This is a genomic window from Leifsonia sp. McL0618 (genome assembly GCF_049994905.1).
Classification (GTDB): domain Bacteria; phylum Actinomycetota; class Actinomycetes; order Actinomycetales; family Microbacteriaceae; genus Diaminobutyricibacter.
Map to the genome: position 1 here is coordinate 3,081,858 of NZ_CP188258.1, position 21,445 is coordinate 3,103,302.

24 protein-coding genes are annotated in these 21,445 nt (G+C 65.8%); 10 read left to right on the forward strand and 14 right to left on the reverse strand.

Translation table 11 applies throughout. From position 1 onward, the window contains the following. Positions 1-37: 37 nt before the first annotated feature. Positions 38-1,135, reverse strand: coding sequence for a dipeptidase (locus tag ACPPVQ_RS14830; RefSeq protein ID WP_426515871.1), 1,098 nt, complete (start codon positions 1,133-1,135; stop codon positions 38-40). A gap of 121 nt (positions 1,136-1,256) precedes the next feature. On the opposite strand from ACPPVQ_RS14830, the gene ACPPVQ_RS14835 reads away from it, so the two are divergent. After that, the gene (locus ACPPVQ_RS14835; protein ID WP_426515872.1) at positions 1,257-1,754 is read left to right on the forward strand and encodes a methylated-DNA--[protein]-cysteine S-methyltransferase; all 498 of its coding nucleotides are present in this window, start codon (positions 1,257-1,259) and stop codon (positions 1,752-1,754) included. Next, positions 1,751-2,323, forward strand: a complete 573-nt coding sequence (locus ACPPVQ_RS14840) for a DNA-3-methyladenine glycosylase I (protein WP_426515873.1) — start codon at positions 1,751-1,753, stop codon at positions 2,321-2,323. The genes ACPPVQ_RS14835 and ACPPVQ_RS14840 overlap by 4 nt, the downstream gene beginning before the upstream one ends. Before the next feature lie 390 nt (positions 2,324-2,713). On the opposite strand, the gene ACPPVQ_RS14845 is transcribed toward ACPPVQ_RS14840, so the two are convergent. The 13 genes from ACPPVQ_RS14845 to ACPPVQ_RS14905 form a co-directional block, all read right to left on the reverse strand. After that, a complete protein-coding gene (locus ACPPVQ_RS14845) occupies positions 2,714-3,499 on the reverse strand; it encodes a YaaA family protein (protein WP_426515875.1) in 786 nt (261 codons plus the stop codon). Continuing rightward, the gene (locus ACPPVQ_RS14850; RefSeq protein WP_426515876.1) at positions 3,500-4,075 is read right to left on the reverse strand and encodes an AAA family ATPase; all 576 of its coding nucleotides are present in this window, start codon (positions 4,073-4,075) and stop codon (positions 3,500-3,502) included. Positions 4,076-4,080: 5 nt separating this feature from the next. Then, positions 4,081-4,344 carry a F0F1 ATP synthase subunit epsilon gene (locus ACPPVQ_RS14855; protein WP_426515877.1) on the reverse strand — a complete coding sequence of 88 codons (264 nt, stop codon included), beginning with the start codon at positions 4,342-4,344 and terminating at the stop codon, positions 4,081-4,083. 2 nt (positions 4,345-4,346) lie between these two features. Continuing rightward, positions 4,347-5,816, reverse strand: a complete 1,470-nt coding sequence (gene atpD / locus ACPPVQ_RS14860; RefSeq protein WP_426515879.1) for a F0F1 ATP synthase subunit beta — start codon at positions 5,814-5,816, stop codon at positions 4,347-4,349. Between the two features lie 45 nt (positions 5,817-5,861). Next, positions 5,862-6,764: a F0F1 ATP synthase subunit gamma gene (locus ACPPVQ_RS14865; protein WP_426515881.1), complete on the reverse strand. Its 903-nt coding sequence runs from the start codon at positions 6,762-6,764 to the stop codon at positions 5,862-5,864. A 49-nt stretch (positions 6,765-6,813) separates the two neighbouring features. Next, complete coding sequence (gene atpA / locus ACPPVQ_RS14870) at positions 6,814-8,451, reverse strand: F0F1 ATP synthase subunit alpha (protein WP_426515882.1); 1,638 nt, start codon at positions 8,449-8,451, stop codon at positions 6,814-6,816. Positions 8,452-8,516: 65 nt separating this feature from the next. Continuing rightward, positions 8,517-9,311, reverse strand: coding sequence for a F0F1 ATP synthase subunit delta (locus ACPPVQ_RS14875; RefSeq protein WP_426515883.1), 795 nt, complete (start codon positions 9,309-9,311; stop codon positions 8,517-8,519). Next, positions 9,311-9,868 carry a F0F1 ATP synthase subunit B gene (locus ACPPVQ_RS14880; protein WP_426515884.1) on the reverse strand — a complete coding sequence of 186 codons (558 nt, stop codon included), beginning with the start codon at positions 9,866-9,868 and terminating at the stop codon, positions 9,311-9,313. Before ACPPVQ_RS14880 ends, ACPPVQ_RS14875 begins: the two co-directional genes overlap by 1 nt. 31 nt (positions 9,869-9,899) lie before the next feature. Beyond that, positions 9,900-10,121 carry a F0F1 ATP synthase subunit C gene (atpE, locus tag ACPPVQ_RS14885; RefSeq protein ID WP_426515885.1) on the reverse strand — a complete coding sequence of 74 codons (222 nt, stop codon included), beginning with the start codon at positions 10,119-10,121 and terminating at the stop codon, positions 9,900-9,902. A gap of 48 nt (positions 10,122-10,169) precedes the next feature. Next, positions 10,170-10,967, reverse strand: a complete 798-nt coding sequence (gene atpB, locus ACPPVQ_RS14890) for a F0F1 ATP synthase subunit A (protein WP_426515886.1) — start codon at positions 10,965-10,967, stop codon at positions 10,170-10,172. Between the two features lie 156 nt (positions 10,968-11,123). After that, positions 11,124-11,606 (reverse strand): hypothetical protein, encoded by a 483-nt coding sequence (locus ACPPVQ_RS14895; RefSeq protein ID WP_426515887.1) that lies wholly within the window; start codon positions 11,604-11,606, stop codon positions 11,124-11,126. After that, positions 11,607-12,866 carry an MraY family glycosyltransferase gene (locus tag ACPPVQ_RS14900; RefSeq protein WP_426515889.1) on the reverse strand — a complete coding sequence of 420 codons (1,260 nt, stop codon included), beginning with the start codon at positions 12,864-12,866 and terminating at the stop codon, positions 11,607-11,609. Further along, a complete protein-coding gene (locus ACPPVQ_RS14905) occupies positions 12,863-13,576 on the reverse strand; it encodes an L-threonylcarbamoyladenylate synthase (RefSeq protein WP_426515890.1) in 714 nt (237 codons plus the stop codon). Before ACPPVQ_RS14905 ends, ACPPVQ_RS14900 begins: the two co-directional genes overlap by 4 nt. Positions 13,577-13,639: 63 nt before the next feature. Here ACPPVQ_RS14905 and ACPPVQ_RS14910 point away from each other — a divergent pair, with 63 nt between their 5' ends. The 8 genes from ACPPVQ_RS14910 to ACPPVQ_RS14945 all read left to right on the forward strand — a co-directional run bounded on the left by ACPPVQ_RS14910 (position 13,640) and on the right by ACPPVQ_RS14945 (position 21,431). Continuing rightward, the gene (locus ACPPVQ_RS14910) at positions 13,640-14,269 is read left to right on the forward strand and encodes an HAD family hydrolase (RefSeq protein WP_426515891.1); all 630 of its coding nucleotides are present in this window, start codon (positions 13,640-13,642) and stop codon (positions 14,267-14,269) included. Further along, a complete protein-coding gene (locus ACPPVQ_RS14915) occupies positions 14,269-14,889 on the forward strand; it encodes an HAD family hydrolase (RefSeq protein ID WP_426515893.1) in 621 nt (206 codons plus the stop codon). Before ACPPVQ_RS14910 ends, ACPPVQ_RS14915 begins: the two co-directional genes overlap by 1 nt. Before the next feature lie 116 nt (positions 14,890-15,005). Beyond that, positions 15,006-16,025 carry a LacI family DNA-binding transcriptional regulator gene (locus tag ACPPVQ_RS14920; protein WP_426515894.1) on the forward strand — a complete coding sequence of 340 codons (1,020 nt, stop codon included), beginning with the start codon at positions 15,006-15,008 and terminating at the stop codon, positions 16,023-16,025. A 52-nt stretch (positions 16,026-16,077) separates the two neighbouring features. Beyond that, positions 16,078-17,367 (forward strand): ABC transporter substrate-binding protein, encoded by a 1,290-nt coding sequence (locus ACPPVQ_RS14925; protein ID WP_426515896.1) that lies wholly within the window; start codon positions 16,078-16,080, stop codon positions 17,365-17,367. A 5-nt stretch (positions 17,368-17,372) separates the two neighbouring features. Beyond that, positions 17,373-18,350 carry a carbohydrate ABC transporter permease gene (locus ACPPVQ_RS14930; protein ID WP_426515897.1) on the forward strand — a complete coding sequence of 326 codons (978 nt, stop codon included), beginning with the start codon at positions 17,373-17,375 and terminating at the stop codon, positions 18,348-18,350. Beyond that, positions 18,350-19,273, forward strand: a complete 924-nt coding sequence (locus tag ACPPVQ_RS14935; protein WP_426515899.1) for a carbohydrate ABC transporter permease — start codon at positions 18,350-18,352, stop codon at positions 19,271-19,273. Before ACPPVQ_RS14930 ends, ACPPVQ_RS14935 begins: the two co-directional genes overlap by 1 nt. Before the next feature lie 14 nt (positions 19,274-19,287). After that, positions 19,288-20,370, forward strand: a complete 1,083-nt coding sequence (locus tag ACPPVQ_RS14940) for a hypothetical protein (protein ID WP_426515900.1) — start codon at positions 19,288-19,290, stop codon at positions 20,368-20,370. Further along, positions 20,367-21,431, forward strand: coding sequence for a glycoside hydrolase family 130 protein (locus tag ACPPVQ_RS14945; RefSeq protein WP_426515901.1), 1,065 nt, complete (start codon positions 20,367-20,369; stop codon positions 21,429-21,431). The genes ACPPVQ_RS14940 and ACPPVQ_RS14945 overlap by 4 nt, the downstream gene beginning before the upstream one ends. The last annotated feature ends 14 nt before the right edge of the window (positions 21,432-21,445 follow it).

The following is a 21,445-nucleotide window of genomic DNA, read 5'->3' on the forward strand; positions in this document are numbered from 1 at the left end:
CTCGCACGTTTCGGGCGAGTTTCCGACTCGCGGCTATTTATAGTTCGAGGACCGGCACGGCCGGGTCCGGGTTGGAGAACGCGCCGTCCGTCGCTCGGAGCACACGCAGGATGTTCCCTCCGGTGAGCGCTTCGAGATCGGATGCGGTCCACCCCCGGTGGGCGAGCTCGGCGAGGAGCGCCGGATACCCGTCGACCCCCTCGAGCCCCTCCGGGAAGATGTCGGTACCGTCGAAGTCGCCCCCGAGCCCGATGTGCTCGACGCCGGCGACGGCACGCGCGTGCTCGATGTGGTCGGCGACGTCGCTGATCGTGACGACGGGCGCTGGCTCCGTACGGGGGCCGTCGGCCCACTCGGAGAACTCCTCTGAGAGGAACTGCGGCACGAACGTGATCATCACCACTCCGCCGTTCGCCGCGAGGCGCAGGAGCACGTCGTCCGGCACATTGCGCGGGTGGTCCGACAGTGCCCGGCAGGAGCTGTGGCTGAAGATGACCGGCGCGTCCGTCACGTCGAGCGCGTCGTGCATGGTCGCGGGCGATACGTGCGAGAGGTCGACGAGGATGCCCAGCCGGTTGAGCTCGCGGATGTAGTCCCTGCCACGCTCGGAGAGCCCTCCATGGCGCGGCTCATCGGTCGCCGAATCCGCCCATGCGGTGTTGTTGACGTGCGTGAGGGTGAGGTAGCGCACGCCGAGCCTGGCGAGCATCCGCAGCACCGCCGGGGAGTCGTTGATCGAGTGGGCGCCTTCCGAGCCGAGCAGGGAGGCGATGCGGCCGGAGCTGATGGCCGCCTCGACATCGTCAGCCGAGCGGGCGAGTGAGAACGTCTCCGGGTAGCGTGCGACGAGCCGGTACACCCAGTCGATCTGTTCGAGTGTTCCCTGCACGGAGGACGGGCCATCCGGGCCGTCGTCGATGTAGACCGACCAGAACTGGGCGCCGACACCGCCCGCGCGAAGGCGTGGGATGTCCGTGTCGGTCGCGAGGAGCTCTGAAAGGCCCTCGACCGAATAGCTTCGGCTCTCGCGGCACTCCCACGCCCAGTCGTTGTGACCGTCGATCACGGGAGTGCGACGCAGCACCTGCGTGACGACCGCAGGGATGCCGGAGGAAGTGTCGTCTGTGATCACCATCTGCCAAGGCTAACCGCTCCGGGAGGGTGCTTTTTACCCTCGGGGCACACCCCGGGGACGAGTTATCCCCAATGTCCGATTTCCGCGCGAACGTGTCACCGGCTCCGTCTACAGTCGAGGCATGAGCACTTCATTCGCGTACCTGATCCGAACGGACAGCCCCATCGGCCGGCTCGAGCTCACCAGCGACGGTGAGGCGATCACCTCGCTCTCCATCGAGCGCGACGGCCACCTCCCGCTCGAGGAGCATCCCGAGCGCACCGCCCCTGTCCTCGATGAAGCCGCGCGCCAGCTCGACGAGTATTTCGCAGGCGCACGCAAAGACTTCGTGCTTCCAGTGCGCCTGGAAGGCACCGAATTCCAGCGGAGCGTCTGGGAGGCGCTCGAGAGGCTCGAGTTCGGTCAGTTCACGTCATACGGTGAGCTGGGCGCCGAGATCGGGCGGCCGGGGTCGGGGCGGGCGATCGGCGGAGCAGTCGGGGCCAACCCGATTCCGATCATCGTCGGCTGCCACCGCGTGCTCTCGTCCAACGGACGGATCACCGGGTACAGCGGCGGCGAGGGAATCCCGACGAAACTCTGGCTGCTGACGCACGAGGGGATCATGCTGGCCGCATGAGCTCGACGATCATCGGCGACGACGGAGTGACGCGCTGCTCCTGGGCGGCAAGCGACGACGAGTACCGGCGCTACCACGACGAGGAGTGGGGGCGCGAACAGCGCGACCCTCGCGCGCTCTACGAGAAGCTCTGCCTCGAGGGATTCCAGGCGGGCCTCTCGTGGATCACCATCCTGCGGCGACGGACGGCCTTCCGCGAGGACTTCCACGACTTCGAGCCGGAGCAGGTCGCGGCCATGACCGAGACCGATGTCGACCGGCTCCTGCTCGATGAGCGGATCATTCGCCATCGCGGCAAGATCGAGGCCACGATCGCCAACGCCAGGGCTACCCTCGCCCTCGATATCGGACTTTCTGAGCTGATGTGGGGCTTCGCCCCGGCGCCGGGTCGGCCGCGACCGTCGGATTTCAGCGAGGTTCCTGCCGTCACCGCTGACTCGACTGCGCTGAGCAAAGAACTCCGCAAGCGCGGGTTCCGGTTCGTCGGGCCGACAACGATGTACGCCCTGATGCAGTCGACCGGAATGGTCGACGATCACGTCGTGGGGTGCTTTCGCGCCGAGGACTGAAAGCTCTGGGCTGCAGCGCGACGGAAAGCGCCGGGCCGACGACGACTGCAGGGATCGGAGCTTTACGGACTCTCGCTCGTGAGATCACCTCCGCACGTGCCCGACCGCAGGCGGAACTAGGGGATCATCACGCGTCCGAGCTTCTCGACCCCGGCGCGAGGGGATTCGCGCCTTACAACCGATGCGTCGGCCCGACAGATTGCGGGGGCTTTCGCCGCGACCGACCGCCGCTGGCAGAGAGCCCACCGAGGCTCAGTGCTCCTCCTCTGATTCGCATAACTCGATACGAAGCTGTGATTGAGCTTCACCTTGCGCTGAGCATATCTCACTTTTAGTGGGCACACCAGCACGTTCTACCGCCGCGCCCCTGGCTGGAATCTCGCGGAGAATCTAGCGGAGGGTCGCCATCAAGCTGCCGGGTTCGCCCGTTACCGCGGGAACGACGAGTTCGAGCTCGTGACCGTTCATTCCGACCTCATAGCCTTCGGACCGTGCCCAGTCGAGCAGTTGCGCCGCATCGCCGAAGTCGGCCCCGCTGGTGACCAGGGCGCGAGCGAAAAGGCCCTTGGCCTGCTTGTTGAAGTGGTTCAGAGCGCGAATCCTGCCGGTGTCGTCGCGGGCGAGCACGCGCACATAGACCGAGCTCTTCGTCGCAGGGAGCGGCCCGAGCGCGGCATAGCCTTCCGACCGCAAGTCGACGATGACGCCGCTAGTGTGATCAAGGGCGGCAGTGACCGGCGCGGCCCAGGCACGCTTGAGCGTCATACCCGGAAGCCGCGAATCGAAGGAGAGCCGGTAGGCCGGAATGGAGTCGCCGGCCGATACGAGCCCGAACAGGGCCGAGTGCACAGCAACCACTTCGTGCGCCCGCGCGGCTTCGAGCGGAGACAGCGAGGCCGCGTCGAAAGCGTCGTAAAGAACACCGGAGTACAGCGCAATGGCCGGCATGGTCGGTGCCCGCCGGAGCGCCCGGTTGCGGTCGACCTCGGCATGCTGCTTCGGTCCCAGTTTCAGTGCACGGATGCTCGCCTCGCGGTCCTTCGACAACTCCGCGACCGCCCGCAGGACCGCACGTCGCGTCCTGGTCAGCGTTGGGAACTGCAGGCGCGCGAGCTCGAGCGTGCCACCATCACCGCCGTCGTTCTTCGTCTCCGACGGCGGCAGGAGGATGAGCACCTATCCCTCCAGGAAAGCGAGCGCGGTCTCGACGTTCTCGCCGATGGTCGCGGTCGTGTCGACCGTGACGCGGGGAAGCGCCGCGCTCGCGCCCCTCCACTCGTCGTACTCTTCGACGCTCTGCTCGACGGCGTGCCACGTCGTCTCGTCGACGTGCGGAAGGCTACGGATGCGCTTCTCGAGCCGCGCCTTGTGGAGCTCCTGGTCGCTGCAAACGACCTCGACCACGCGCAGTTTCACGTCCGCACGTGCGGCGAGGTCACGCCACTGAAGTCGTGCAGGCTCGACGGCATTGACCGCGTCGACGATGACGGTTCGTCCGGCGAGAAGCTCCTGCTCGGCGATCGTCTCGGCGACGAGATAGGCCGCGAGGCCCGTCGGCTGGTCTGAGTCGATGCCCGCACTGAGGATCGCGGATTCGATGGGATCGACAGATACGACCGTGGCCCCGAGCCGCGCACCGATGATCTCTGCGATCGTGGATTTTCCCGCACCGGGCAGACCGGCCATGGCGATGAGCGCAGGTACACGCACATCCCCGAACTGCCGGTCGACGGCCGCCCCCGCTTCGACCATTGCGCCTAGACCAGTTCCGCCTGGCGGGCGACGACGGTCACCGTGTCGTTCTCGACCGAGAGGAATCCTTCGTCGGCCTGGGCCGTCACGGTCGAACCGCCGACGAGGGTGACGCGAACCTCACCGACCGCCAGCATCGCGAGCAGGGGCTCATGCCCCGCGAGGATACCGATCTGGCCCTCGACCGTACGCGCGACGACCATGCTCGCCTCACCCGACCACACCTCGTGGTCGGCGGCGACAACGCTCACCTTCAGCGGCGAAGCCATGCTCAGCCGTTCTCCTTCTGGATCTGCGCCCACTTCTCTTCGACGTCGGTGATCGGGCCGACGTTGAAGAACGCCTGCTCGGCCACGTGGTCGAACTCACCGCGGGCGATCGCGTCGAACGACTCGATGGTGTCCTTCAGCGGAACGGTGGAGCCTTCCACGCCTGTGAACTTCTTGGCCATGTAGGTGTTCTGCGAGAGGAACTGCTGGATGCGGCGCGCGCGCGACACTGTGATCTTGTCTTCTTCGGACAGCTCGTCGACACCGAGGATCGCGATGATCTCCTGGAGTTCTTTGTTCTTCTGCAGGATCTGCTTGACCGTCGTCGCCACCCGGTAGTGGTCCTCGCCCAGGTAACGGGGGTCGAGGATGCGGCTGGTCGAGGTCAGCGGGTCGACGGCCGGGTAGAGGCCCTTCGACGCGATCTCACGCGACAGTTCGGTGGTGGCGTCGAGGTGGGCGAAGGTGGTCGCCGGCGCCGGGTCGGTGTAGTCGTCGGCCGGAACGTAGATCGCCTGCAACGAGGTGATCGAGTGTCCACGGGTCGAGGTGATGCGCTCCTGGAGCACACCCATCTCGTCGGCCAGGTTCGGCTGGTAGCCCACCGCGGAAGGCATGCGGCCGAGCAGCGTCGAGACCTCTGAGCCCGCCTGGGTGAACCGGAAGATGTTGTCGATGAAGAGCAGCACGTCCTGGTTCTGAACGTCGCGGAAGTATTCCGCCATCGTCAGAGCGGAGAGGGCCACGCGCAGACGCGTTCCCGGCGGCTCGTCCATCTGGCCGAAGACGAGGGCGGTCTTGTCGAAGACACCTGCCTCCTCCATCTCGTGGATGAGGTCGTTGCCTTCACGGGTGCGCTCGCCGACACCGGCGAACACCGAGACACCACCGTGGTCCTGCGCGACGCGCTGGATCATCTCCTGGATGAGCACCGTCTTGCCGACGCCGGCGCCTCCGAAGAGGCCGATCTTTCCACCCTGGACGTACGGGGTGAGGAGGTCGATGACCTTGATGCCGGTCTCGAAGAGCTGGGTCTTCGACTCGAGCTGGTCGAACTTCGGGGGCTCGCGGTGGATGCCCCAGCGCTCGGTGATCTCGATCTTCTCGCCGGGCTCGCCGTTCAGGATGTCGCCGGTCACGTTGAAGACCTTGCCTTTGGTGACATCGCCGACCGGAACCGTGATGGGACCGCCGGTGTCACGAACCTCCTGGCCGCGAACGAGACCGTCGGTCGGCTTCAGCGCGATTGCGCGAACGAGGTCGTCTCCGAGGTGCTGTGCGACCTCGAGAGTGATCTCGTGCGAGGTCTCGCCGATGGTGATCGTGGTCTTGAGGGCGTTGTAGATGCCCGGAATCGAGTCGTGCGGGAACTCGATGTCGACGACGGGGCCGGTGACGCGGGCGACACGCCCGGTAGCACCTGCGGCCTGCACCGGCGCCGTCTGCGTCTCGTCGGTTGCGATCGATGTCATTGTCTTCTCTTCTCGTTCTACGTCAAACGTGTTTCGTGGCCGGGATCACTTGTCGGAGGTGGCAAGTGCATCGGCGCCACCGACGATCTCGGAAATCTGCTGGGTGATCTCGGACTGGCGCGCGTTGTTCGCCAGCCGGGTGTAGTCGCGGATGAGCTTGTCGGCGTTGTCGCTCGCGGCCTTCATCGCCTTCTGCGTCGCGGCGTGCTTCGAGGCGGCCGACTGGAGCATCGCGTTGAAGATCCGGCTCTCGATGTACACGGGCAGGAGCGAGTCGAGAACGGTCTCGACGTCGGGCTCGAATTCATAGAGCGGGAGCACTTCGTTGTCGACGGGCTCCTCGACGCCTTCGACGACCTCGAGCGGCAGGAGTCGCACGATCTCGGGAACCTGCGTCAGCATGTTGACGAAGCGGTTGTAGATGATGTGGATCTCATCGACCCCGCCGTCGGACGCATCGCGCAGGAAGGACTCGAGCAGGGCGTCGCCGATCTCCTTCGCCATCTCGAACTCGGGAGCGTCGGTTCCGCCGGTCCAGACGCGCTCGAACGCGCGGCGGCGGAAACTGAAGTATGCCGAGGCCTTGCGGCCGACGAGGAAGTACACGACGTCCTTGCCCTGGCTGCGCAGGAGCTCCGCAAGCTGCTCCGACTCCTTGAGCACGTTCGAGTTGAACGCGCCCGCGAGTCCGCGGTCGGACGAGAAGATGACGATCGCGGCGCGCTCGATCTTCTCCGGCTCGGTGGTCAGGACGTGCTCGACGTTCGAGTACGTCGCGACCGCCGACACCGCGCGGGTGATGGCGCGCGCGTACGGCGTGGATGCTGCCACCCGCGCCTGCGCCTTCTGGATGCGTGAGGCGGAGATCAGCTCCATGGCCCGAGTGATCTTCTTGGTCGTCTGGGCAGACTTGATCTTCTGCCGGTAGACCCGAAGTTGCGCTCCCATGTCTCCTACTTACCTAACTTGTCGATGCGTCGGATGTTCGCGTGGCGCCTCAGCGCTTCGCCTTGACGATGCGCTCCTGGTTGACGTCTTCTTCTGCGCTCGCCTCGAACTTCTCGCTGCCGACCGAGGCGAGGGGCTTGCCTTCGCCGGTCTGGAACTCGAGCTTGAACTTGTCGACTTCGGCTGCGAGCTTGTCGACGGTCTCGTCGGAGAGCACGTTCGTCTCGCGCAGCACGTCGAGCACGTCGGAGTTGCGGCGCAGGTGGTCGAGCAGTTCGGACTCGAAACGCAGAATGTCCTCGACCGGCACCTCGTCGAGCTTGCCGTTCGTTCCGGCCCAGATCGAGACGACCTGCTCCTCGACGGGGAAGGGCGAGTACTGCGGCTGCTTGAGCAGCTCGGTGAGGCGGGCACCGCGGGCCAGTTGGCGACGGCTCGCCGCGTCGAGGTCCGACGCGAACATCGCGAAGGCCTCGAGCGAGCGGTACTGGGCCAGCTCGAGCTTGAGTGTTCCGGAGACCTTCTTGATCGACTTGACCTGGGCGTCGCCACCGACACGCGAGACCGAGATTCCGACGTCGACCGCCGGGCGCTGGTTCGCGTTGAACAGGTCGGACTGCAGGAAGATCTGGCCGTCGGTGATCGAGATCACGTTGGTCGGAATGTAGGCCGAGACGTCGTTGGCCTTGGTCTCGATGATCGGAAGACCGGTCATCGAGCCGGCGCCGAGCTCGTCGGAGAGCTTGGCACAGCGCTCGAGCAGACGGGAGTGCAGGTAGAAGACGTCACCGGGGTACGCCTCGCGTCCCGGCGGGCGACGCAGGAGGAGCGACACGGCGCGGTAGGCCTCGGCCTGCTTCGACAGGTCGTCGAAGATGATGAGGACGTGCTTGCCGGCGTACATCCAGTGCTGGCCGATCGCCGAACCGGTGTAGGGCGCGAGGTACTTGAAGCCTGCGGGGTCGGAAGCGGGAGCCGCGACGATGGTGGTGTACTCCATGGCGCCTGCGTCTTCGAGGGCGCCCTTCACCGAAGCGATGGTCGAGCCCTTCTGGCCGATCGCAACGTAGATGCAGCGCACCTGCTTGTTCGCGTCGCCGGACTCCCAGTTGGCCTTCTGGTTGATGATCGTGTCGATCGCGATCGCGGTCTTGCCGGTCTGGCGGTCGCCGATGATCAGCTGGCGCTGGCCGCGGCCGACAGGGATCATGGCGTCGATCGCCTTGATGCCGGTCTGGAGCGGCTCGTGCACGCTCTTGCGCTGCATGACGCCGGGCGCCTGCAGCTCGAGCTCGCGACGGCCTTCCGACTCGATCTGGCCGAGTCCGTCGATCGGGACGCCGAGCGGGTCGACGACACGGCCCAGGTAGGCGTCGCCGACGGGCACCGAGAGGACCTCGCCGGTGCGCGTGACTTCCATTCCTTCGACGATGCCGTCGAACTCGCCCAGGATGACGACGCCGATCTCGTTCTCGTCGAGGTTCTGGGCGAGGCCGGAGACGCCGTTCGAGAAGCGGATGAGCTCGTTGGCCATCACGCCGGGGAGTCCCTCGACGTGCGCGATGCCGTCCGAGGCGTCGATGACGTGGCCGATCTCGGTCGCGCCCGTCTTGTTCGGCTCGTAAGCCGAAACGAAGTCCTTGAGCGCGTCCCTGATCTCGTCGGGGCTGATCGTTAGTTCTGCCATCTTTGTTCCCTATCTATGCGGGACACGTCGTCCCAGATGCCTGTTGAGGTGGTCGACCCGTCGGGTCAGCCCACCAGCTGAAGTCGTAGATCGTTGATGCGGCGTGAAATGCTTCCGTCGATCACATCATCGCCGACCTGCACCCGCACTCCACCGATCACGGCGGCGTCGACGATTTCATTGATCTTGAGGCGCTTTCCGTACTTCGCGGAGAGCACGGTCTGCAGCTGCGCGAGCTGCGCTGCCGGCAGGGCACGTGCACTCGTCACTGTCGCGATCGAGTGTCCGGACTGGTCGGCCACGATGCGGGCGGACTCACGGAGCGCCTCCCGGATGGTGCGACCACGAGGCTGGAGCACGAGTTGCCGCACGATCGCCTCGGTCTGGGCCGAGGCCTTTCCTGCGAGCAGCCGATCGACGAGCGCCGCCTTCTGCGCCGGATCGGCGAGCTTGCTGCGCAGGGCGAGTTCCAGTTCTGCGTTGGAGGTCACGGCGACTCCGAACGTGAACAGTTCGCCTTCGACATCGGTACCGGCCGGCGCGGACGTCGCGATACTGCGGATACCGAGCTCTTCGATCGCGGAGAGCACGTCACGCTGGCGCGACCACCGCTGTGCGGCGACCGTGGACAGGAGCGAGACCGCACCCGGCGAGAGCTGGGCGAACACGCGCTTGACCAATTCCGCCTTGCCCTGGGGGTCGGCGGAGGGGTCGCTGACGATCGCACGCAGCTGGGCGGAGTCGGCGACGACTCGTCCTGCAGCGAACAGGTCTTCAGCCGTCGCCAGATCGGCCTTGGCGCCGAGTTCGGCGAGTGCCGACACGGCGTTGGCCAGTGCTTCTCTGGTGGCGCTTCCCATTACTTGCCCGATCCTGCCTTCGCTTCGCTCGCCTCGAGGTCCGCAAGGAACCGGTCGACGATGGCCTGGGCCTTCTTGTCGTCGCTGAGGACTTCTCCGACAACGCCGGATGCCAGGTCGATCGCGAGCGATCCGACCTCTCCGCGCAGCGAGACGACAGCGGCCTGGCGCTCGGCCTCGATCTGGGCCTGCGCGGTCGCGGTGATGCGCGCGGCCTCGCTCGACGCCTGCTCCTTCAGCTCCGCCAGGATCTTCTGGCCGTCGGTGCGAGCCTGCTCGCGGATCTTCGCTGCCTCGGCACGCGCATCCGCCAGCTGCTCGGTGTACTCCTCGAGGAGCGCCTCCGCCTTGTGCTGGGCCTCGTCGGCCTTCGCGATGTTGCCTTCGATGGCTTCCGCGCGCTCATCGAGCAACTTCTTCATACGCGGAAGAACAAGCCGCCAGAAGAAGAACAGGATGATGACGAAGCAGATCAGCGATCCGACGATGTCGTACCACGCCGGGATGAGCGGATTGATCGTCGCGCTCGTTGCGGCCCTAACCACACCGTTGAGCATCGTTCCTCCTTACTGAAGAAGATAAAGAGGATTAGTGGAAGATGAAGCCGACGGCGATACCGATGAACGCCAGCGCCTCGGTGAAGGCGATACCGATGTACATCAGGACCTGGAGGCGACCGGCCAGCTCGGGCTGACGGGCAACGCCTTCGATGGTCTTGCCGACCACGATGCCGACGCCGATGGCGGGGCCGATGGCCGCGAGGCCGTATCCGACGGTGGCAATGTTGCCGTTGATAGCAGCGATGTCCACGTTATGTGTTTCCTTCCGTGATGTGAGCTGTGCGGGCGCGCAGCTCGATTAGTGTTCCTCGGCGACTGCGAGCTGGATGTAAACAGCCGTGAGCAGGGCGAAGACGTAAGCCTGGAGGACTGCCACCAGGATTTCGAACAGGGTGAAAGCGAAGCCGAAGGCGAACGTGCCGATTCCGAAGAGCGACCACCAGCTGCCTGCCGTGAAGAGGAAGAACGCCGTCGCGCTGAAGAAGAGCACGAGAAGAAGGTGACCGACGACCATGTTCATGAGAAGTCGGAGCGTGAGCGTGATCGGTCGCAGGATGAACGTCGAGACGAACTCGATCGGTGTCACCAGGATGTAGAGGTACCACGGCACGCCGGGCGGGAAGAGCGAGTTGCGGAAGAAGCTGCCCGGGCTCTTCTTGACACCGGCGTAGATGAAACAGGTGTAGGCGACGATCGCCAGCACGAGCGGGACACCGATGACCGAGGTGCCTGCGATGTTCAGGAACGGAATGATGCCCGTCAGGTTCATGAACAGCACCATGAAGAAGATGGACGTCAGGATCGGCAGGAAGCGCGTGCCGTCTTTCTTGCCCAGGAGGTCTTCGGCGATGTTGACCCGCACGAAGTCGAGACCCATCTCGACGATGCTCTGCCCGCGACCCGGAATGAGCTTCATGCGGCGGGTGCCCAGCCAGAAGACCAGGATGATGGCGAGGACCGCGACGAAGCGCACCAGCATGATGCGGTTGACTTCGAAGCTGCCGATGGAAAAGACGGCCGGGGGAAAGAACTCATCGATCGACGGACCATGGAAGCTACCATCGTCGGTAGTCGTGGTCTGGACCAGCAGGTTCACAGCGTTAGCTAACAGCGCTATCTCCTGTTTCGGGGCGTCGAGCTAAGCTCTCGCGACGACGAACATGTGGCACCCGGGATTTCCACGAGAATCGCGGAGCGGGTGGGGGGAATCTCCGATAACTCTACAAGAGTTTCTCCGAGGTAACGAATCGAATCATGCTTTAGGGTTCTCCCCCGGCAACGTGACGTCGCTGGCGTACGGCATCCTCGACCGGAACACCACGAGCACGTCGACCACGAGCGATCCGAGGACGCCCGCGATGAGGGTCAGGAACATGACGGCGGGGTTGATCCAGGGCTGGCCCTTGAGCGCGAACGCCAGGATGATGAACAGCACGAACTTGAGCAGCCAGCCGCCGAGGACGATGCCGAAGAACACCGGAACGTAGATGTCCGAGCCGAAGAACCGGTTCGCGAGCAGGATGCTGGCAGCCGTGATCCCGAGGAAGACGACGGCCATCGCGGTGCCGATCAGGGCACTCGTCACGCCGATCCAGCCCGCGAAGAGGTAGCCGACGACGGCGCCGACGATGGCGATGCCGATCGCGAGGAACCCGCCCCACTTCAGCACATTGCGGAGCACGGGCTCCGACGACGGCACGATTCGTGCCGGCGCCGGGTTCTGGTTGTCGGTCACTTACAGCTCCTTGGTGATGGCGGCCGGTGTCGCCACGGGCGTCGCGTCGTCAATCGGAAGGTCGTCGGATGCCCGGTCGAGCGGGTCGTACTGCGCGGTCTGGTCGGCTTCTGCCGACCCGGCGGGAGTCAGTTCCGCCGCGGCCTCGGCGATCTTGCGCCTGCTGAGCGGGGCGAAGGTGAACGCGGCGCAGACCACCAGGCCGATAGCGATGAAGACGATGGCCATCCAGTACGGCTGGAAGAAGAACAGCAGGCAGCCGATGGAGAGCACAGCCGTCCACGCATAGAAGATGAGCACGGCGTGCAGGTGCGAGTGCCCCATGTCGAGCAGGCGGTGATGCAGGTGTTTGCGGTCGGCGCTGAAAGGCGACTTGCCCGCGCGCAGGCGTCGCACGACCGCGAGACCGAAGTCGAGCAGGGGCACGATGAGCACCGCGAAAGGAAGGATGATCGGGATGAACGCCGGCACCAGGGCGGAGCGGCCCAGGGTCGGGAGCGTCTCAGGGTTGATGTTGCCCGTGACGGAGATGGCGGACGTGGCCATCAGCAGGCCGACGAGGAGCGCACCGGCGTCGCCCATGAACATCTTCGCCGGGTGCCAGTTGAGCGGGAGGAACCCGGCGCAGGCGCCGACCAGGATCGCCGCGATCACGCCTCCCAGGCTGAAGTAGTTGGTCGGGTTGATCTCACGCTGCAGCAGGTAGGTGTAGACGAGGAACGTGCCGTTGGCGATGAGCGCGACACCCGCGACGAGGCCGTCGAGCCCGTCGATGAAGTTGATCGCGTTCATGACCAGCACGATCGCGAACAGCGTGATCACGATGCTCATCAGGGGCGAGCCGACGGTGATCCCGCCGATGGGCAGCGAATAGATCTGCACGCCGAGCCAGGCCACGAGACCTGCCGCGACGAACTGGCCGGCCAGTTTGGTCATCCAGTCGAGGTCCCAGACGTCGTCGGCGACGCCGATCGCGACGATGAGCAGCGACGCCAGGAGGATCGCGAGGATGGGACCGGGGTCGGCGAAGATCAGCCGGAGGATCGTGAACTGGCTCGACAGCAGGTAGGCCGCGCCGAAGGCGACGACGATGCCGAGGAACATCGCGATCCCGCCGAGGCGCGGGGTCGGCCGGGTGTGCACGTCGCGCGCGCGGATCTTCGGGTAGAGCCGGTACTTGAGGCTGAGCCGATAGACGACCAGGGACATCAGGTAGGTGATGACCGCGGAGATCAGCGCGAGGACGAAATAGAGGGTCACGTCGTCGTCTCGCCCGCAGCGGTCTCGGTCGCGGCGAGCTGGTCGCCGACCACCGCGCGGAGCTGTTCTTCGGTGATGACACCGTGGCGGAGGATGCGCAGGGGGCCGACTCCGGCGGCCAGGGCGGTCGCGTCGACGATCGTCGACGACGAGTCTGCCGCGCCGTGGCCCTCGTAGCCCGCGCCCGCTTCGCCACCGTCGAGGTAGACCGCGACCGAGTCGCCCAGCATCGCTTCGGCCTCTGCGGCTGTGTGGGCCGATGGCCGGCCGGTCAGGTTCGCCGAGGAGACTGCGAGCGGGCCCGTCTCGGAGAGCAGTTCGAGAGCGATGGTGTCGCTCGGCATCCGGAGCGCAACGGTACCGCGTGTCTCGCCGAGATCCCACGCGAGCGACGGCTGCGCAGGCACGACGATGGTGAGGCCACCCGGCCAGAACTCGGCCACGAGGTCGCGCACGGCCTGGGGCACCGACTGCGCGAGGGCGTCGAGGGTCGGGATGCCGGGGATGAGCACCGGCGGTGGCGACTGCCTGCCGCGGCCCTTCGCATCGAGCAGCCTCTGGACGGCCGCAGGGTCGAATGCGTCGGCCGCGACCCCGTACACGGTGTCGGTGGGGATGACGACGAGCTCGCCGCGGCCGATGGCCGCGCGGGCAAGCCTCATGCCGGTGAGGAGTTCGGAGTCGACCGAACAGTCGTAGATGGGAGCCATGTCGGCACCAATGATAGTTGAGGGCGGGGCGGAGACCCTGAGTACTGGGCGATACTTGACGCGATGGATGTCTACTTCTTCGACTGCGACAAGACGCTGTACGACTACGACTTCCACAAGCGGCTCCCGATGCTTGCGGAGCTCACGGGCGTCAGCCAGTACCGGCTCGCCTCGAGCTGGTGGGCCGGCGGCTTCGAGCGCGCCGCCGAAATCGGCGAGTACGCGACCAGCGAGGAGTACCTGGCGGCCTTCGCGGAAGTGACCGGCGCACCCCTCACGCTCGAGCAGTGGCAGCGCGCCCGCAAGGCCGCGATGACGCCCATCCCTGCGTCGATCGACGCCCTGCACGAGGCTGCGACTCTCGGCACGGTTTCGCTCCTGTCGAACAACCCGATCCCGTTCAAAGACTCGCTCCCCGTGCTGACGCCCGAGATCGTGGATGCGCTCCGGGGAAACGACCTCATCTCTGCGGTGCTCGGCGCCCGCAAACCGGAACGGCGCATCTACACCCGCGCGCTCGGCCGGTTCGGCGTGGCACCAGGCGACGCCATCCTGTTCGACGATTCGGCCGAGAACGTCGCGGGCGCACGCGACGCGGGGATGCACGCGTTCCAGCTGAAGCGCGGTCCAAACGGCTTCGACACCGACGGCCTCGTAGCCGCCATGCATGCCTTCGCCGAACGGGACCGCTGATGCTGTTCATCTTCGACATGGACAACGTGCTCTACGAGTACGACTGGCGTCACCGCATGGCCGCGATGACCGAGCTGACCGGTCTCGATCTCGGCCAGCTCCGTGACCGCTGGTGGAACGACGAAGGCGAATGGGCGGCCGAGGCGGGCGTGTACTCGACGGCGGACGACTATCTGAGCGCCCTCCGGTCGGCGCTCGGAGTCGAGGTGAGCGAGGACGACTGGGTGCGCGTGCGTGCAGCAGCCATGACGCCGTGGCATGACTCGCTCGCTGCGGTGAAGCGGGCATCCGAGCTGGGAACCATCACGCTGCTGACCAACAACGGGGCGTTGACGGCGAAACACCTGCATGCACTGGCTCCGGACCTGGTGCCCCTGTTCGGCGAGAATCACCTTTTCACCTCGTCGGAATACGGCGCGCGCAAGCCGGATCCCGTCGTGTTCCGACGGGTGCTCGAGCGCTACGGCGCAGCCCCGTCGGAGACGTTCTTCGCCGACGACATGGCCCAGAATGTCGCCGGTGCCGAGTCGATCGGGATCACTGCGCACCTGTTCAGCACCCCCGCCGCTCTGGTCGATGCGATCGAGGCGTTCGCCGCCGCGCAGTCCGACCGCGCCTGAGGGGCGACGCTTCCCCGGATCGCAATCAAGGGGTTGACTTCGCTCCTAAACCGGTTTAACGTCTGCGATAACGAGGCCATTAAACCGGTTTAGTCGTTTTCAAAGGAGATGACAGGGTGGCGCTGCAACCGACCATCAACGATGTCGCCCGTGCTGCCGGCGTCAGCAAAGGCCTCGTCTCCCTCGCACTCAACGACCGGCCCGGTGTCGCGCCGGAGACGCGCACACGCATCCTGGAAGCGGCGAACGAACTCGGATGGCGTCCCAATCCGAGCGCACGCGGACTCACCAGCCGGCGGGCGTACGCACTCGGACTCATCGTGCGACGCGACCCGAGCATCATCGAGGCCGACCCCTTCTTCTCGGCGTTCATCGCCGGCGTCGAGACCGTGCTCGCCGATCGCGGCCAGGTACTCGTGCTGAGCGTCGTGCCCGATGTCGACAGCGAGGTCAAAGCGTACACGCGCCTCGCCAGGGACAAGCGGGTCGACGGCTTCCTCCTCACCGACCTGCTCGACGACGACCACCGCATCCGCCTCATCGAACGGCTCGGGATCCACGCCGTCACGCTCGGCGAACCCAACATCGACAGCACGTTCCCGGTCGTCAGCCGCGACTACGACCGCGGCATCGCCTCACTCACCGACTACCTCATCTCGCTCGGCCACACGCGCATCTCGCACGTCTCCGGCGATGAGAACATGCTCCACGGGCGTCTCCGCCGGGAACAGTTCGTCCGCTCGATGGAGAGCGCCGGGCTGCACTACCAGGTCGTGCCGACGGACTTCTCGCCCGAGCAGGGTGCTGCGGCGACCGAAACCCTCCTCGACAGTGCCGAGCCGCCGACCGCGATCATCTACGGCAACGACCCCATGGCCATCGCCGGCATGTCGGTCGCACACCGGCGCGGATTGCGCCTGCCCGACGACCTGTCCGTCACCGGGCTCGACGGCTCCCAGATCGGATCCTACGTGTTTCCCGCGCTGACGACGCTCAGGAACGATCCGACCGAATGGGGGCTCGCTGCGGCCGGCTCCCTCCTGCGACTCATCGAAGAGGGAACGGCCGACGACGTGGCCCTCCCGCCCGCCGAACTCGTGGTGCGCGCCTCGACGGCGCCACCCGCCCGCCCATGAGTTCATACGACTCTCCGGGCACCGCACCAAAAGAGACAAAGGAAAGCACACAATGCAACGACGCAAACTCCTGATCGGGATCGCCGCGGCGACGACGCTCGCGCTCGGCCTCACGGCCTGCAGCGGCTCCGGCGGTTCCACGACCGATGCGATGAAGGCGCACGGTCCGATCACGATCTGGTACTCCAACAACGCACAGGAAGTGCAGTGGGGCAAGGCCATGGTCGACTCCTGGAACTCCTCGCATCCCAAGGAGCAGATCAAGGCCCAGGAAGTGCCTGCCGGGAAGAGCACGGAAGAGGTCATCGGGGCCGCGATCACCGCGGGAACGACTCCCTGCCTCGTGTTCAACAACCTGCCGGCGGCGACAGGCCAGTTCCAGAAGCAGGGCGGACTGGTCGACCTCTCGAAGTTCAGTGACGGCAACTCGTACATCAACGGGCGCAGCGGAAGCGCGGCAGCCCAGTACAAGTCCCCGAACGGCGACTACTACCAGATGCCGTGGAAGTCGAACCCCGTGATGATCTTCCTCAACAAGAAGATCTTCGAAAAAGCCGGGCTCGGTGACACCCCCGACCTCTCGACCTACGACAAGTTCCTCGCTGCATCGAAGAAGCTCACATCGAGCGGCGCAGCCAAGTATGCGATCTACCCCGCGCCGACCAGCGAGTTCTTCCAGCCGAACTTTGACTTCCTCCCGCTGTACGCTGCCCAGACCGGTGGCAAGGGAATGGTCGAGAACGGTAAGTCGACTCTGACCAGCCAGGACGCCATCACGGTCGCCAACTTCTGGAAGTCGATCTACAGCGCAGGCCTCGCCGGCAAGGAGCAGTACCAGGGCGATGCCTTCGCCGACGGCAAGTCGGCCATGGCCATCGTCGGCCCGTGGGCCATCGCCTACTACAAGGGCAAGGTCGACTGGTCGTCCGTGCCGGTCCCGACCAAGGACGGTGTCTCGGCCGACCAGACCTACACCTTCCCTGACGCCAAGAACATCGGGATGTACACCTCGTGCAAGAACCAGGGCACCGCCTGGGACGTGCTGAAGTACGCCACCAGCAAGGACCAGGACGGCAAGCTGCTGAACGTGACCGGCCAGATGCCGATCCGCGACCAGCTGCAGACCGTGTACGCGAGCTACTTCGCGGCCAACCCGGCCTACAAGGAGTTCGGCGCGCAGGCTGCGCGCACGGTCGACGACCCGTCGGGTCCGAACACCATCGCCCAGATGCAGGCCCTGCGTGACGCATACACGAAGTCTGTGATCAGCGGCAGCGGCAGCGTCGAGGATGCCTTCAAGACGGCATCCGACAAGATCGATCAGTTGCAGACGCAGAAGTAACACCGATGGCCGACACCAGTACCACCCCGGCGGCCGGAGGGCTCACCGAGCCCCCCGGCGCCGGGCGGCCGGAGCCGCGTTCCGGTCGTGCGCGCAAATCGCTTCGCGTCCGCGTCTTCGGGCGCAATCCGCTCGGATGGCTGTTCAGCGCCCCCTACCTGATCTTCATCTTCGTGGTCTTCGCATACCCGCTCGTGTTCGCGGTCTACATGTCGTTCTTCGACTACTTCTTCGCGGCCCCCGGCGCAGTCGTCGACCGTCCGTTCGTCGGCTTCGCGAACTACGTGCAGGTATTCACCGATCCGGCGATGCTCCAATCGTTCGCCAACGTCGGCATCTTCCTGATCATCAACGTGCCGCTGACCGTCGTGCTCTCGCTCGTGCTCGCCAGCGGTCTCAACAGCATCAAGCGGTTCCGCTCCTTCCTGCGAGTGAGCTACTACGTGCCGTACGTCACCGCGAGCGTGGCGATCATCGGAGTGTGGCTGTTCCTCTTCAGCGGGGACGGGCTCGTCAACCACATCCTCGGGCCGCTCGCGCCCAACCCGACGTGGTTCATCAACCCGGTGCTGGCGATGCCGTCGATCGCGATCTACGTCACCTGGAAGCAGCTCGGTTTCTACATCCTGCTCTACCTCGCCGCACTCCAGAACGTGCCGACGGAGCTGTACGAGTCCGCTGCGACGGACGGCGCGGGGCGTATCCGGTCGTTCTTCTCCGTCACGGTGCCGGGCGTGCGCTCGGCGACGGTGCTGGTGCTGCTGTTGTCGACCATCGTGGGGGCCAACCTCTTCACCGAGCCGTACCTGCTGACAGGCGGCGGAGGGCCGAACGGCGCATCCGCGTCGCCCGTGCTCCTGATGTACCAGCAGGGCATCGAACAGGGACACCCGGGCTTCGCGGCCGCGATCGGCATCGTGCTGGTCATCGGGGTGCTCATCATCGCATTCCTCGAGAACCGATTCGCAGGAGGACGGGACTAATGACCTCGATCAAACCAGCGGTGGGCACCACTCCTCCCGTTCTGAAGAAGCCAGGACGCCGTCGTCGTGACCTCGGATCCGCCCGGCGCCTCACCCGGGGCCAGGCGATCCTGCAGGGCACGGTGCTCGCCATCGGCGCAATATTCTTCCTGTTCCCCTTCTACTACATGCTCGTCGGGTCACTCCAGGCGACGCCGGACACCACGGTGGCCGGCGCGTTCCCCAACCCGGGAAACCTGACCCTCCACAACTATGTGGCGATCAATTCGCGCATCAGCCTGCTCAGCGGGCTCGTCAGTTCCGGCATCTTCACCGGCGGCGTGCTCCTGTGCACGGTCGTGTTCGGGGTGCTCGCGGGCTACGCGCTCTCGATCCTCCGCTGGCGCGGCCGTGGAACGACGTTCGCACTCGCCCTGCTCGTGCAGATCGTGCCGTTCCAGCTGCTGATCATCCCGCTCTACGTCCTCATTGCACGCAATTACGGTCTGGCCGACAATTACCTGGGCATGATCCTGCCGTTCGCGATCAACTCGACGGCTGTGCTGATCTTCAGGCAGTACTTCCTCCAGATACCGCAGGAGCTCTTCGATGCCGCCCGCATCGACGGTGCCGGCGAATTGACGCTGCTGTGGCGGATCGCGCTCCCTCTGGTGAGGCCGGCACTCATCACGGTCATCCTGCTGACCTTCATCGGTCCGTGGAACGAATTCCTCTGGCCGTTCCTCATCACCAAAGAAGCGAGCATGCAGCCGCTCGCCGTGTCGCTGGCGAACTACATCAGCACCGTAGCCGCGTCGACGTCGAACCCCTACGGCGCGATCCTCGCCGGCGCCGTCGTGCTCGCCGTGCCGGTCGTCGTGCTGTTCATTGCGGGCCAGCGCTACTTCATCTCGACGGACCTCGGCTCGTCGGTCAAGGGCTAGGAGGCGCCCTACGCATGCAGCAAGTTGATATCAGCGCGCTCAGAGAAAGCTATCGCGCGGCCCTGAACCACAGCAACGCCATCACCGACGTGATCTCCACGGATCAGTTCTCCGCCAGCTACGACGAGCGGCCCGATTGGGCGATCGGCCCTTTCAGGCGCGACGAATCACTGACGTTCGAGCTGACCGGGCAATGGGATGACCCGACCGGCATCGGCTGGACCAGCGACTCGATCTTCAACCCGACGATGATCGCCCGCGGCGACGAGCTCCACCTGTTCTACCGCGCCTCGCCGCGCAAGGAGTCGACGGCGAGCAGGATCGGGCACGCTGTGCACCGCCCGGGCGTCGGCTGGACCGATGACCCCGCCAACCCGGTCATCTTTCCGACGCTCGAGAACGAGACCCTGGGCTGCGAAGACCCGAAGGTCTACGCGATCGACGGCCGCTACGTGATGTTCTACAACGCCATCCGCTCGATCGCCGGCTCGCCTCATGGCGAGACGATGCCGTCGCCGGACTTTCCGTTCGGCGATATCGGCTGCGACATCATGATCGCCGTCTCCGACGACCTGGTCAGCTGGGAGAAGCGCGGACTCGCGGTGCCCTATGAGGTGTCGAAGCTCTGGGCGAAGGGGGCGGTCATCCCCCGCAACGGAGCCGGCGAAGCCGTCAGGATTGGCGGCGAATACCTGATGTTCCTGTCCGAGGGATGCGGTGGGGTGCCGACGATCGGTCGATCGACCGACCTCCTCGACTGGCGTTTCGAGCGGCAGCCCTACCTCGACCTCGGCGAAGTGGGCGGCTCGCTCTACGAAGTCGCCTGCGCCGTCGTCGGAGCGCGTGACGAGCACGACCTCGTTCTCGACTTCTTCTACAGCGACCCCGACGGCCAGTTCGCCGCGGCACAGGCCCTGTATTCGACGAATGCCCCGTTCACGCAGCTCGCGCTCAACCGCGGCGGTTCGCTGGCGTGGGGCGGCCTGCTCCAGGTCGACGGCGACTGGATCTTCGCACAGGGCTGGGACGCCCCGAAGCACACCCGTGAAATGTACGTCTACCGATCCATGAAGACCGAAAGAGCTGAGACCGAATGAGCACCCCTGACGAATTCCCCTACGTCCTCCAGCGCATCGGCGTCGTGATGACGCCGGAAGACGGCAACCCGCTCGAAGCGGAGGGCGTGCTGAATCCCGCCAGTGGCCGCGGCCCCGACGGTGAACTCTATCTGCTGCCCCGTCTCGTCGCAGAGGGGAACATCTCCCGCGTCGGCCTGGCGCGCGTGAACCTCGTCGACGGCGTGCCCCAGAGCGTCACCCGTGAAGGCGTCGTGCTCGAACCGGAACGCGAATGGGAGATCGGCGCGAACAATGCGGGTGTCGAAGACCCGCGTATCACGACCATCCCGGCCCTCGGCCTGCACGTCATGACGTATGTCGCGTTCGGACCGCTCGGCCCACGCACCGCGGTCGCCGTCTCCGAGGACCTCCGCGACTGGAGGCGCCTCGGCCCCGTCACGTTCGAGTACGACGACGACCTCGGCGTCGACCTCGGGCTTTACCACAACAAGGACACGGTCTTCTTTCCCGAGCCGGTGATCGCCCCGGACGGTGTCGAAAGCCTCGCTGTGCTCCACCGGCCGGTGTGGGAGCTCGGCGAAGTGCGGCCCGGAGAGGGCAACCGGTCGCCGGCGCGCCTGCCCGACCCGCGACCGAGCATCTGGATCGCGTTCATCCCGCTGGCGGCGGTGCGCGACGACGTGCGCGAACTCGCACGGTGGCGGGGCAACCGGTTCCTCGCGGGCCCCGAGTACTCCTACGAGGAACTGAAGATCGGCGGCGGCCCGGCCCCGCGACGGGTTCCGGAAGGCTGGCTGCTGCTCCACCACGGCGTCACCGGGGTGATCACCAACTCGATGGCCCAGCAGCAGAACGTCAACTACGCTGCCGGCGCGATGATCCTCGACGGCGATGAGCCGTGGCGGGTCATCGACCGCACCACGGCTCCCCTGCTCTCTGCCGAGACGGCCGACGAGCGCTCGGGGACTGTTCCGAACGTGGTCTTTCCGACCGCCATCGAGACAGTCGAGGGAGTCGACTACGTCTTCTACGGCATGGCCGATTCGAAGATCGGGGTCGCGCGCCTCGACCGTCGCTGACACCGGCCGCCGAA